This is a genomic window from Campylobacter sp. RM16188 (assembly GCF_012978795.1).
GTDB lineage: Bacteria > Campylobacterota > Campylobacteria > Campylobacterales > Campylobacteraceae > Campylobacter_A > Campylobacter_A canis.
Map to the genome: position 1 here is coordinate 40,124 of NZ_LIWQ01000005.1, position 12,873 is coordinate 52,996.

13 protein-coding genes are annotated in these 12,873 nt (G+C 39.0%); 12 read left to right on the top strand and 1 reads right to left on the bottom strand.

What is annotated here, in order from left to right:
• Positions 1–7: 7 nt before the first annotated feature.
• Positions 8–496 (bottom strand): GNAT family N-acetyltransferase, encoded by a 489-nt coding sequence (locus CDOM16188_RS03780; RefSeq protein WP_172199119.1) that lies wholly within the window; start codon positions 494–496, stop codon positions 8–10.
• Between the two features lie 141 nt (positions 497–637).
• Between CDOM16188_RS03780 and rpmH the strand changes: the two genes are divergently transcribed.
• From rpmH to purH, 12 genes are all read left to right on the top strand, one after another.
• Positions 638–772 (top strand): 50S ribosomal protein L34, encoded by a 135-nt coding sequence (gene rpmH, locus CDOM16188_RS03785; protein WP_002940373.1) that lies wholly within the window; start codon positions 638–640, stop codon positions 770–772.
• Positions 760–1,095 carry a ribonuclease P protein component gene (gene rnpA / locus CDOM16188_RS03790; protein ID WP_172199392.1) on the top strand — a complete coding sequence of 112 codons (336 nt, stop codon included), beginning with the start codon at positions 760–762 and terminating at the stop codon, positions 1,093–1,095. Before rpmH ends, rnpA begins: the two co-directional genes overlap by 13 nt.
• The gene (gene yidD / locus CDOM16188_RS03795) at positions 1,095–1,433 is read left to right on the top strand and encodes a membrane protein insertion efficiency factor YidD (protein ID WP_172199389.1); all 339 of its coding nucleotides are present in this window, start codon (positions 1,095–1,097) and stop codon (positions 1,431–1,433) included. The genes rnpA and yidD overlap by 1 nt, the downstream gene beginning before the upstream one ends.
• A gap of 17 nt (positions 1,434–1,450) precedes the next feature.
• A complete protein-coding gene (gene yidC / locus CDOM16188_RS03800) occupies positions 1,451–2,998 on the top strand; it encodes a membrane protein insertase YidC (protein WP_172199395.1) in 1,548 nt (515 codons plus the stop codon).
• Positions 2,998–4,170: a Jag N-terminal domain-containing protein gene (locus CDOM16188_RS03805; protein ID WP_172199122.1), complete on the top strand. Its 1,173-nt coding sequence runs from the start codon at positions 2,998–3,000 to the stop codon at positions 4,168–4,170. Before yidC ends, CDOM16188_RS03805 begins: the two co-directional genes overlap by 1 nt.
• Positions 4,163–5,488 carry a tRNA uridine-5-carboxymethylaminomethyl(34) synthesis GTPase MnmE gene (gene mnmE / locus CDOM16188_RS03810; protein ID WP_172199398.1) on the top strand — a complete coding sequence of 442 codons (1,326 nt, stop codon included), beginning with the start codon at positions 4,163–4,165 and terminating at the stop codon, positions 5,486–5,488. The genes CDOM16188_RS03805 and mnmE overlap by 8 nt, the downstream gene beginning before the upstream one ends.
• A 75-nt stretch (positions 5,489–5,563) precedes the next feature.
• The gene (locus tag CDOM16188_RS03815; RefSeq protein ID WP_172199125.1) at positions 5,564–6,415 is read left to right on the top strand and encodes a CPBP family intramembrane glutamic endopeptidase; all 852 of its coding nucleotides are present in this window, start codon (positions 5,564–5,566) and stop codon (positions 6,413–6,415) included.
• Positions 6,416–6,820: 405 nt separating this feature from the next.
• Positions 6,821–9,016, top strand: coding sequence for a phosphoribosylformylglycinamidine synthase subunit PurL (purL, locus tag CDOM16188_RS03820; protein WP_172199128.1), 2,196 nt, complete (start codon positions 6,821–6,823; stop codon positions 9,014–9,016).
• Positions 8,982–10,040: a hypothetical protein gene (locus tag CDOM16188_RS03825; protein ID WP_172199131.1), complete on the top strand. Its 1,059-nt coding sequence runs from the start codon at positions 8,982–8,984 to the stop codon at positions 10,038–10,040. Before purL ends, CDOM16188_RS03825 begins: the two co-directional genes overlap by 35 nt.
• An 8-nt stretch (positions 10,041–10,048) precedes the next feature.
• Positions 10,049–10,813, top strand: coding sequence for a TerB family tellurite resistance protein (locus CDOM16188_RS03830; RefSeq protein WP_172199134.1), 765 nt, complete (start codon positions 10,049–10,051; stop codon positions 10,811–10,813).
• Complete coding sequence (locus CDOM16188_RS03835; RefSeq protein WP_172199137.1) at positions 10,800–11,309, top strand: GNAT family N-acetyltransferase; 510 nt, start codon at positions 10,800–10,802, stop codon at positions 11,307–11,309. Before CDOM16188_RS03830 ends, CDOM16188_RS03835 begins: the two co-directional genes overlap by 14 nt.
• The gene (gene purH / locus CDOM16188_RS03840; protein ID WP_172199140.1) at positions 11,281–12,813 is read left to right on the top strand and encodes a bifunctional phosphoribosylaminoimidazolecarboxamide formyltransferase/IMP cyclohydrolase; all 1,533 of its coding nucleotides are present in this window, start codon (positions 11,281–11,283) and stop codon (positions 12,811–12,813) included. Before CDOM16188_RS03835 ends, purH begins: the two co-directional genes overlap by 29 nt.
• Positions 12,814–12,873: the final 60 nt, after the last annotated feature.

A 12,873-nucleotide genomic window follows, 5' to 3' on the forward strand; every position in this document is an offset into this window, starting at 1 on the left:
CAATAAACTATCTTTTATCATCTGCCAAATTCGCTAAATTTTCGCCATCTAACCTGTATGTGCGCCACTCTTTGGATAGATTTATCGCGCCTAAATTTTCATAAAATTTAATACTAGGCTCGTTCCAGTTCAGACAAGCCCACTCAAGTCTACTTAAATTTTCCTCTTTACAAATTTGAGCAAGACGAGCTAAAAATGCCCTGCCTATGCCTTTTGCTCTATAGTCTTGCCTTACGTATAAATCCTCTAAATATATCCCGCCTCGCCCTAAAAACGTCGAGAAAGTGTAAAAATAAATTGCGTATCCGACAATATTATTTTCGCTTTTGCATACTAAAATTTGAGCGTAATTTTTATCAAAAACGCAAGAAGCAAACTCATCTTCTTTAAAACTAACGATATGAGATAGTTTCTCATACTCCGCGAGCTCTTTTACCAGGGCGCAAATTGGCTTTATATCCGCTCTGGTTGCTTTTGTGATAGTAAAATTTGACATCAATGAACCTTTAAAATTTTTAAAATTATAGCACCTAATTTGAATTATTTTTAAAAGGCTTGCGAATTTTATTCAATGGATTTTAAGTAATTTGTTGTTAAAATCACGACTTTATCATTAAATTTTAAAAAGGAAAAAGGTATGAAAAGGACTTATCAACCTCATAAAACACCTAAAAAGCGCACTCATGGTTTTCGCTTAAGAATGAAGACTAAAAACGGACGCAAAGTTATCAATGCAAGACGCGCAAAAGGTAGAAAAAGATTGGCGGCTTAGTCAAATTTAGTTCCTTAAGCGACTCTAAGGAATTTTCGGCAGTTTATAAAGAGGCGAGCAGGTGGTATTGTGAAAATGCTACGCTTTTTTATAAGCCCTCGACCGAAATGAAGCTAGCCGTCGTAGCTAGCAAAAAAGTGGGCAAGGCAGTTGTTCGTAATCGCTGTAAAAGGCTTTTGCGGGCGGTTTTTATTCAGATGAAAGATGAGCTTGCAAGCGGTGTTTATGTAGTGGTTGTAAAGGCGGGTCTGGAAAATACTTCATATCAAAAGATCCAGAAAAACATCAGTTGGACTCTAAAAAAGCTTGGGTGTGTGAAATGATAAGAGAAATGGCGCTGTCTTTAATCAAATTTTATCAACGTTATATTTCTAAAATGACGCCTAAGACGTGTCGCTACTATCCAACATGCTCGGAATTTGCTGCTTGGCACTTTAAAAACAATAATTTTTTTTCTGCATTTGTTGCAGTTACTCTTCGAATTCTTCGTTGCAATCAGCTATTTAAAGGTGGTATTGATTACCCTGTGATATGTAAGAAATTTAACTCTTTTTCTATTTTTAGCCAAAATTCGGATTTTAATATAAATTTTTGGTTTATACCATACAAAGAGAATAAATTTTATGTTGTAAAAGTTTTAGACTCATTAAAGGAAATATAGTGTTAGACAAACTTTCAATGCAAAAGCGAGTTTTACTGGCGACTCTTCTCTCTTTTGCCTTTTTTATTGCTTATGATTATTTTTTTATACCGAAAAATTTGCCGCTAGATCAAAACAAAACCGTAGCAACTCAAAGCGCTTCACAAAATGCTTCAGCCGCTGCACCGTCCTCTACTTCAAGTTCAGCAGGTGCTCCTGCTCCTGTGGCAAATGAGGTAAAAAATATCGCCGTGGTTAAAGGAACTCATTATGAAGCTCATATAGATAGCCTTGGTAGAATTTCAAAATTTTATTTAAATGACGAAAAATATAAAAATGAAGACGGAAGCAGGATTGAACTTACTTCAAAGACGCTTTTGCCTCTTGAAATAAGATTTACCGATACAAATTTAAACGAGCAGGCCTTTAAGACCGACTACACAAGTAGCGCAAGCGTGATAGATGTCACAAGCGATAAGCAAACTCTTGTTCTAACGCAAAATTTAAACGGCGCAACCGTAACCAAAAAACTTACTTTTTATCCGTCCGGAAATTATGATTTAGACCTTGCAGTAACCGGAGGCGAGTATTTCGTAACACCGGGCTTTAGACCAAGCGTAGCGGTTGATAGCTATACAGTTCACGGCGCTCTTATAAGGTATGCAGACGATAAGCTAAAGATACTTGAAGACGGCGATGTGGACGGCACGGAAGTGTTTAGCGACGCAAATATTGCCGCCGCAAGCGACCGCTACTACACAAGCTTGCTTTACTCTTTTGATAAGCCGTTAAATGTTCTTGTTTCAACAGATACTGCCGAAAATGCGATAATATTTATAAAAAACAGCGGTGAATTTAAAGTCGGCGGATATATAGGACCAAAAGATCATAAAATTTTAAAATCAATCGATAATAGACTTACCGATGTTGTAGAGTATGGCTGGTTTACTTTTATCGCTAAACCTATGTTTGCATTTTTAAGTTTGCTACACGATTATATCGGCAACTGGGGTTGGGCGATAGTAGTACTTACTCTTGTTATAAGGCTCGTTTTATTCCCGTTAACATACAAGGGAATGCTGTCTATGAACAAGCTAAAAGAGCTTGCGCCAAAAGTCAAGGAGTTGCAAGCTAAATATAAGGGCGATCCGCAAAAACTAAATGCCCATATGATGGATCTTTATCGCAAGCACAATGCAAACCCGATGGGCGGATGCTTGCCGATACTTATGCAAATTCCGATATTTTTTGCTATTTATCGCGTACTTTTAAATGCGATCGAGCTAAAAGCTGCGCCTTGGATACTTTGGGTAAAGGATCTTGCAGTGATGGATCCATACTTCGTTCTGCCGATACTAATGGGTATAACGATGTTTTTACAGCAAAAGCTCACGCCTACGAATTTTACCGATCCTATGCAGGAAAAAATTATGAAATTCCTGCCTTTAATATTTACATTTTTCTTTGTAACGTTCCCTGCGGGACTTACGCTGTATTGGTTTATAAATAACGTATGTTCGGTTATTCAGCAAATTTTTGTAAATAAACTATTTGAAAAGCATAAAAAAGCGGAGGTAAAAGCATAATGCGTATCGAAGCAAAAACACTGCAAGAGGCTTTTAGAAAAGCCGCAGAGGAGCTAAATTGCTCCGTAACCGAGCTTGATATAAAAGTTATTCAAAATCCAAGCATGGGGTTTTTAGGGTTTTTTAAAAAGACGGCTATAATTGAAGCCGAAAGAGAGAGCGATAAGCCTAAAAATGGCTCTAAAAAACATAGAGACAAAAAAGAGCGAAGCGCACACGAAGAGCATAAAAGTAAAAATTCTAACGGCTCAAACAACTCTAACGGAAGTGAAAAACATAAGGATGAAAAAAGTGCTCAAAAGGCTGAAAATCATAATGATAAACAAAACGGCTCAAGCGATAAAAAAAGACGAGATAGAAATAAAAAAAGAAAAGAAAAAAGAAACGGAGAAAATCTAAGCTTAAATAGCGAAAATGGCAGTGTAAATAAAGTTGAGAGAGATCAAAAGAGTGATACGGCTAGCGCTTTAAATCAAAATTTTGATATATCTCATAACGCATTTAAAAGCGACGAGGAAGTTGAGAGAGAGCCTCTGAATTTGGCAATTCAGTCAGATGAAATTACCGAGATAAAAGAGCCTAAAGTAAAAAAAGAGGAGTCTAAAAGCATACTTGACACCTCGATAATAGATACTTTTAATAAAGATATAAAAGATGATGAGCAAAAGATTGAGAGCAAGCAAAAAGAACAAAAGCCAAGAGCTGATATTCAAAAAGTTTTGCCTGAGATAAAAGATGGATTAAATAGGCTATTTGCCGCAAGTTGCTTTGATATAAGTAAGATTGAAGTGGATAAATTTGACGATGAGACTGTTTTGATTGAGCTTGATGGAGAGGATGCCGCACTTCTTATAGGTAAAGAGGGCTATAGGTATAACGCAATCTCTTATCTGATATATAACTGGATAAATTCAAAATATAATCTTCTTGTCCGACTTGAGATAGCTGAATTTTTAAAAAACCAAGAAGGCGCTATCGATCAATACTTGGTGAGCATCATCGAGAAAGTTCAAAATACCGGCAAAGCTAAGACTAAGCCGCTTGACGGAATTTTAGTAAAGATTGCACTTGAGAAATTACGAGAGAAATTTCCTGATAAATATGTTGGAGTTAAAAGCGATAATAACAAACAGTTTATAATTGTGAATGAATTTTTTAAAAAATATGAATGACACAATCGTAGCCATCGCTACGGCTCATGGCGTAGGTTCCATATGTATAGTTAGACTAAGTGGCGAAAATGCGCTTAGTCTAGCCCTTAAACTCACAAATATTCAAACTTTAAAACCAAGATTTGCAACTTTAGCTAAAATTTATTCGGATGATGAATTTATAGATGAAGGCATACTTTTGTATTTTAAAGCTCCTGCTAGCTTTACGGGCGAGGATGTTGTGGAATTTCAGATTCACGGCGGATTTGCAGTGGCTAATTTAATCCTTTCACGTCTCATAAAACTAGGAGCCAGACTTGCGCAGCCGGGAGAATTTAGCAAACGCGCTTTTTTAAACGGCAAGATGGATCTAAGCAAGGCTGAAAGCATACAAAATTTAATTAATGCAAGAAGTGAAAGTGCCGCTAAAATAATAGCTAGGGCTATGAGGGGCGATCTTGGTAAATTTGCAGACGAGATTAGAAAAGAGCTTGTTAAAACTCTTGCTTTTGTTGAAACTAGCATTGATTATGCGGACGACGATCTTCCTGAAAATTTAATGAGTGAAATTAAGCATATGCTAATGCTAAATCACGAAAAATTAAGCAAAATAGTAGCTATAAGCGATTCACGTAAAGGGCTTATCGAAGGCTTTAAGGTTGCAATCGTCGGCAAGCCAAATGTGGGCAAAAGCTCTATTTTAAACTCACTTTTAAACTACGAGCGAGCAATTATAAGCGATGAGGCTGGCACCACTCGCGATCGCATAGAAGAAAGCCTTAGTATAGGCACTCATTTAATTCGCATTATAGATACCGCAGGGATTCGTAAAAACGCAGGCAAGATTGAACAAATAGGCATAACTCACTCTTTAAAAGCGATTGAGGAAGCAGATATTATACTTGCTGTTTTTGATGCTTCAAACGAGGCTGACGAACAGGATTTTGAGATTATAAATTTACTTAAAGACTCTCAAAAAAAGATTTTTTATATACTTAATAAATGTGACTTAAAGCTTAAATTTGACGCATCAAATTTAACTGATCCGCTTGAAATTTCGGCTAAAAATAGTGCCGAAAAGATAGTAAAAGAGCTTGAAGTATATCTTGATGCTCAGGATGTAAATGAAGTATTGCTTAATTCTACACGTCAAATTCAGTGCTGCAAAAATGCAAGCGAAGCTATAAAAAGGGCTTTAAATTTACTCAATGAAAGCGAGCTTGAGCTTTTTGCTTATGAGATAAATTCGGCAATAGCTTCAATTTCTTCTATAACTAAGCCGTTTGAAAGAGGCGAGATACTTGATGAGATGTTTAGCAACTTTTGTCTTGGGAAATAAACTTAAAAAGTATTTATCAAGACTGAGATAAATTCGCTTTTGTATTATATTTGTAAAGCGACTTAAGATAAATTTATGAAAAACAGACGAACCTTAAAACCTGACATAACATACGATAAACCTCTATTTTTCTTCACGGCTTCGCTTGTTGTGCCTTGGATGTTTTTCTTTGGCGCAGCTTATTTGAGCAATATGCCAAATTCTTTAAATTTTACTTTCCTGCAAGGCGTTTTAAGCCTATTAGGGCTTATATCTCCTTGTTTAGTGGCTTTATATCTTTTTTGGCGTGAAGGAGTTAAATTTAAGGATTTAAAGCATAGATTTAGCCTTAAGAGCGTGAGTAAAATTTACCTTATCTTAGCTATTTTTATGACCTGCGCAGCTCTTTTACTCGCTCAGCTTATATCCGTTTTGTTCGGATATAGTTTAGAGCAGTTTCATATAGTGTCTCATCCAAGCTTTGATTCCGCCTTTTTTAATGCTTGGTTCATACTTATTTTTGCTGCAATTATAGAAGAGTTGGCGTGGCATAGTTACGGAACCGATGCTTTAACCTCTAAATTTAATCTGTTTGTATCATCTATTATATTTGCATTTTACTGGGCGATTTGGCATTTACCGTTAGCCTTCATAAAGGGCTATTATCATAGCAACGTATCAAATAGCGGTCTTTTATACGGGCTAAATTTTATAGCTAGCGTGTTTGTTTTTGTGATTTTGATGAATTGGCTTTATATTAAAACAGGCAGAAACATAACTATTGCCGTTATCTTTCATCTTTTTGCAAATCTTACAAATGAAATTTTTGCGACACATCCCGATAGTAAGGTGCTACAAACAGCTATATTGCTGATTGTGGCGATATTTGTCTTGATTAAAGAAAAAGAGATGTTTTTCGGCTCAAATTTAAGAGGGTATAAAGTATAAAATTTATGTCGGTATCAAAGCTACATTTTGGTTTATTATGTTTTTATGCTTGCTAAAGTAAAATAGTTAAATTTATGGCGTAAATTTTGAAATTTTATATTTTGTAGCCGTTTATAATGAATAATAAAATTAAAATTTAATACAATATCAAAATAAAATTACATATTTTAAAAAGTGTTTGATCGGAATTTAAACTTTGTTTTATCAAATTTTAATAAGCAGATGTTTTTAAGAATTTATTTAGGGCGAATTCATTTCGCTATATGAAGCAAATTTGCAAAAAGCTGTTTATGAAAGATGAGAAGCATTAGTGCTCGGCGAGATTTTACGATACGGTTTTGCTGATTTAAGAAAACAAATCGGCATTTTATTAGATTTGTTATCAGAAAATAAATAGGAGAAAAAATGGATAAGGCTACGATAAAAGCGCATAAAATTAGCGACGGCGAGTATGAAAATATTCTTAAAATTTTAGGGCGTGAGCCGAATTTGCTTGAGTTGGGGATATTTTCTGCTATGTGGAGCGAGCATTGCAGCTACAAATCAAGCAAAAAATACCTAAGCGGTTTTCCGACCAAAGCTCCTTGGGTCTTGCAAGGTCCCGGCGAAAACGCAGGCGTTATCGATGTTGGCGAAGGAGTTGCAGCCGTATTTAAGATGGAGAGTCATAACCACCCAAGCTTTATCGAGCCTTATCAGGGTGCAGCCACTGGCGTGGGCGGAATTTTGCGCGATGTATTTACCATGGGTGCAAGAGTCGTGGCGAACATGAACTCGCTTAGATTTGGTCAGATTAACGGAAGCTCAAGCATAGCACGCCACCAAAGATATCTTGTTAAAGGCACGGTAGCTGGAATTTCTCACTATGGCAACTGCATGGGAATTCCAACCGTGGGCGGAGAGGTGAGCTTTGATGAGAGCTTTAACGGAAATATTTTAGTAAATGCCTTTGCTTTGGGGCTTTGCAAGAGTGATGAAATTTTCTACGGCAAGGCTGAAGGCATAGGAAACCCCGTAATATACGTAGGCAGTAAAACAGGCAGAGACGGACTTGGCGGAGCCGTTATGGCAAGCGATAGCTTTAACGATGAAAATAAATCACTTCGTCCGACCGTTCAAGTGGGCGATCCGTTTGCCGAAAAGCTTCTTCTTGAGGCGTGTCTGGAGCTGTTTAAGAAAGATTACATCATAGGCATTCAGGATATGGGCGCAGCAGGCCTTACTTCAAGTAGTTTTGAGATGGCCGGGCGAAGCGGAAGCGGTATGAAGATGTATCTTGACCGCGTTCCGATGAGAGAAAGCGGTATGACGCCTTATGAGCTTATGCTTAGCGAAAGCCAAGAAAGAATGCTAATATGTGCCAAAAAAGGCTACGAGGAAAAGGTTGTAGAGATATTTAAGAAGTGGGACTTGGACGCTGAGATCATAGGAGAGGTAACCGATACGGGCAAGATGCAGCTTTATTGGCATGGCGAGCTTGCAGGCGAAATTCCGATAGATCCTGTTGCACAGGCTGCTCCGGTGCTTGATCGTCCTACGAAAAAGCCTGCTTATCTTGACGAGATAAAAGATATAAATTTGGATAAATTTGAAAAAGTTGATAACAAAACCGCTTTTGGTAAGCTTCTTCGCGATCCGCATATCTTAAATAAATCTTTGATTTATGATCAATACGATGCAAATATCCAGACAAACACGATCAAACAGCCCGGAAATTTAGGTGCAAGCGTGATTCGAGTAAGAGAAAGCGGCAAAGCTATAGCTATGGGCATGGAGTGCTCTCCTCGCCACAACTACGTAGATCCAAAGATAGGCGCAGCTATGGCGGTTGCATCAAGCGGACGAAAGGTAGCTATGAGTGGCGCTATGCCGCTTGCTATAACTGACTGCTTAAACTACGGAAATCCTGAAAATCCCGAAGTTATGTGGCAGTTTGCGCAGGGTTGCGAGGGTATAAAAGAGGCGTGCCGAGAGCTAATGACTCCCGTTGTAAGCGGAAACGTGAGCCTTTATAACGACACGGACGGCGTAAGCGTCTATCCGACACCTGCTATCGTAAGCGTAGGCGTAAACGAAAGCGCTCATAAAAATTTACCGAGCGTCTTTGTAAAAGAGGGCACACCGATATATCTAATAGGCGAAACGACAGGCGAATTTGCCGCAAGCCTTTATATGAAAAATTTATACAACTCGGTTAGCGGCGAACTAAAAGAGATTGATTATAAAAAAGAAAGAGCGCTTTGGGAACTTGTGATAGAGGCAAATAAAGAAGGAATTTTGGAATTTGCAAACTCGGTTGGCACGGGCGGAGTAGCTATGACGCTAGCTAAAATGGCTTGCATGAGCGAGATAGGTGCAAGATGCGAGTGTAAATTTAGCGATAGCAGATGGATATTTGACGAGAGCTTTTCGCGAGCGGTTGTGGGGGTAAAAGATGAGGCGAAATTTAGTGAATTAGCAAGCAAATTCGGGCTTAAAGTAAGCAAAATAGGCATAACAGGCGGAAGCAAATTTGAAATAGATGGCGTGAGCGAAAATTTAAAAGATATAAGCGAGGTTTACTTTAATGAGTTTGCTAGAGTTATTAAACAAGAAGACTGAGGAAAAAGAGGAGACAAAAGAGCAGAAAATGAATCAAAGAAACGTAGCCAAGCCGCCTATTTTATTTAACGAAACGCAGCAGCTTATCAAGGCGATCGAGGCGAAGCTTGGCGGTTCGCTCATCACCTACTACAACTCAAACGCAGGTAGCGTATGCGGAAACGACGCAAGCGCAATGTATGAAATTTTAAAAGGCAAAAAGATACAAAACGCCTTTTTGTTTATCAAAAGCGACGGCGGTAGCGGTATCGCCTCGCTTCGTATCATAAGTACGCTTAGAAATTACTGCAAAAATATAACCGCTCTTGTGCCTGCAAACTGCGCGTCGGCCGCAACTATGATGGCTCTTGGTGCAAATGAGATTGTTATGGGTCCGCTTGCGTATCTAACTCCCGTTGATACTTCGCTTAAGCACGAACTAAGCCCTACAAATAAAAACAACGAGCTTGTAAGCGTGTCGATGGATGAGCTAAGCCGCGTGATAAAACTATGGAAAACGAACGAAAAAGATAAAGACGAAAACCCGTATAAATCGCTGTATGAGTACATTCATCCGCTTGTATTTGGTGCAGTGGATCGCGCCAGCTCGCTTTCGCTTAAAATTTGTCGTGAAATTTTGCGTTATCACATCAATGACGATGAAAAAATTCAAAAAATTTCGGAGCGACTAAATAGCGATTATCCTGCGCATGAGTATCCGATACTCTTTCGCGAGGCCGAAGAGATTGGGCTTCATGTAAAAAAGATGGATGATGAGCTAAATGAGATGCTTCAAGAGCTTACTTTGCTTTATTCGGAGATGGGGCAAAGGGCGTTTACGGACTTTGATGAAAACAGCTATCATGATAACAACATCGCAAATATCATCGAAGCAAACGGCAAGCAGATATATTATCAGATAGATAAAGACTGGTTTTATCGTCCTGATGAGCGCCGCTGGAACGTCATGAACGATGAGAGCTCATGGCGCAAGAACGAGCTTGTTAACGGCAAGTTAAAAAATACTATTTATCACCTTTGGTAAGAATTTAGATGGGAAATTTGCTGATAATCATCGCCGTAATACTCTTGATATACTACCTATCTTCGGGTTTTATGCAGAGTCCGCAAATTTTATCGGGCTTTAAAAAGCAGTTTGTTTTCGAAGAGGCAAAATATCTTGTTAGCCTGCTTGCCAAGGTTGCCAAAAGCGACGGCAGAGTAAATGAGCTAGAAGCTCAGTTAGTAAGCGAGATACTTGATGATATCGCTTTAAAACTAGGCGGAGACGTAAGAAAAAGGCAAGAGCTTAAGCAAATTTACAATGCCGAAAAAGAGAATTTAAACAACACATATAAGATAGCTCGCGAGTATTATCTTAAATTTAACCTAAGCAGTGACGCTGCGATAGCCAAAATTTCGTTTTTACTAAATTTGGCTTGTATAGACGGCGAGCTTTCTCCTTCGGAGCGAGAGATAATAGAGCAAATTGCTATAGGATTTAGAGTCCATAGATCTGTGTTGGAGGCTTTGTTTGCCAAATTTGACGGATTTTACAGGCAGAGAAAATCCGAGCAAAGAAGTTACGGCACAAATTCTCAAAGCGAGAAGAAAAATCCATATGCGGTATTAAATTTGCCACAAAATGCACCGTTTGGCGATGTTAAAAAGCGCTACCGCGAGCTTGTGAAAAAGTATCATCCCGATATCTTAATGGGCAGGGGCGAGAGCGAGGAGATCATCGAGCGCTCAACCAGAAAGCTTCAAGAGATTAATGAAGCTTACGAGGAGATAAAGGCTAGCAGTGCAAATAACTAAAGGCTACACAAGCGGCTGTGTGGGCAATATAATCTCGCTTAATGCGAAATATTACGCAAAAAGATTTGATCTTGGCAAGGCTTTTGAAACAAAAATAGCTAAAGATATAGCCGAATTTGTAGCTAGTCTTGGAAGAGGCAAGCGAGAGCTATTTACTTGCGTAAAAGATGGCGTTTTAGTCGGTTGTATAGCCGTTGATGAGATTGCAAACGCGGCTCTACTTAGATGGCTTATAGTTGATGAAAAATTTCAAAACCAAGGCATTGGAAGAGAGCTTTTAAAAGAGGCGATTAAATTTTGTGATGAAAATTTTGATGAAATTTATCTATATACAAACAAAGAGCTTGAGATAGCGGTTAAGATGTATGAAAAATTTGGCTTCAAGCTAGATCATGGCTTTGAACCGAGGCGATATGAAGAGCTAAACGAACTTGAAATTTTAAGATATATCAAAAAGAGGAGAGGAAATGAGAGCGTTAATCAGTGTGAGCGATAAAGAGGGAGTTGTAGAGTTTGCCAAAGGGCTTGCTTCGCTTGGCTTTGAGATACTTTCAACGGGCGGGACGCATAAGTTGCTTGTGCAAAGTGGCATAAATTCGCTTGAAGTGAGCGAATACACAAAGAGCCCAGAGATGTTTGAGGGCAGGGTAAAGACCCTTCATCCTAAAATTCACGGCGGAATTTTGCATAAAAGAGATGATAAAAACCACGTAGCGCAAGCCGAGCAAAACGCTATCGGCAGGATCGATCTGGTTTGTGTAAATTTGTATCCTTTTAAAGAGACTACCATTAGAACCGATGACTTTGAAGAGATCATAGAAAATATCGATATCGGTGGACCTGCTATGGTGCGAAGTGCGGCTAAAAATTTTAAAGATGTCTATATCGTAACCAGTCCGCTTGACTATGAGGCTGTGCTTGAAAATTTAAGAAACGGAGAAAATGCGCTCGAATTTAGACGCTCGCTAATGATAAAAGCCTATGAGCACACCGCAGCTTACGACTCTATGATAGCAAACTACATGAACGAGCGTTTTAACGGCGGCTTTGGCGAGATGAAGTTTATCTCCGCTAGCAAGGTGTTTGACACTAGATATGGAGAAAACCCGCACCAAAAAGGTGCTTTGTATGAGTTTGATTATTTCTTTAGCAATAACTTTAAAGCATTAAAGGGCGAAGCAAGTTTTAATAATATGACCGATATAAACGCGGCTTTGATGCTTGCAAGTAGCTTTGATGAGGCGCCTGCGGTAGCTATCGTCAAGCACGCAAACGCTTGCGGCTTTGCGGTGAAAACAAGCCTGCTTGAAAGCTACACCGAAGCGCTAAAATGCGATCCTATCTCGGCTTACGGCGGAGTTGTGGCGATAAACGGAACTCTTGATAAGGCTTTGGCTGAAAAGATAAATGAAATTTTTGTTGAAGTGATAATCGCTGCAAACGTCGATGAAGAAGCGCTTAAAGTGTTTGAGTCTAAAAAACGTATCAAAATTTTCTCTCAGGGAAATAAATTCCTAACAAGAGCAAACGACAAATACGACTTTAAGCATGTTGACGGCGGATTTGTCTTCCAAGAAAGCGACGAGGTTAAGCCTAGTGAGCTTGAAAACATGAAGCTGCAAACCACACGCAAGGCAAGCAAAGAGGAGCTAAAAGACCTTGAGATAGCTTGGAAAGTGGCTGCACTTACTAAGAGCAACTGCGTGGTTTATGTGAAAAATTCAGCCATGGTTGCTATCGGTATGGGTATGACAAGCCGCGTGGATGCTGCAAGGGCTGCGGTAAATAAGGCTAGAGATCTGGGTATAGATCTTAACGGATGTGCGCTTGCTAGCGAGGCGTTTTTCCCGTTTAGAGATAGTATCGATATCGCCTCTGAAGTGGGCGTAAAAGCTATCATAGAGCCAGGCGGCAGTATACGAGACGATGAGGTTGTGCAAGCTGCAAATGAGCACGGCATGGCGCTATACTTTACCGGAGTTAGGCACTTTTTACATTAAGAATTAAATAAGTTAGCGAATTTAAGCCGAGCTTTTTACGGGAAAGCGGCTTAAGTTTGC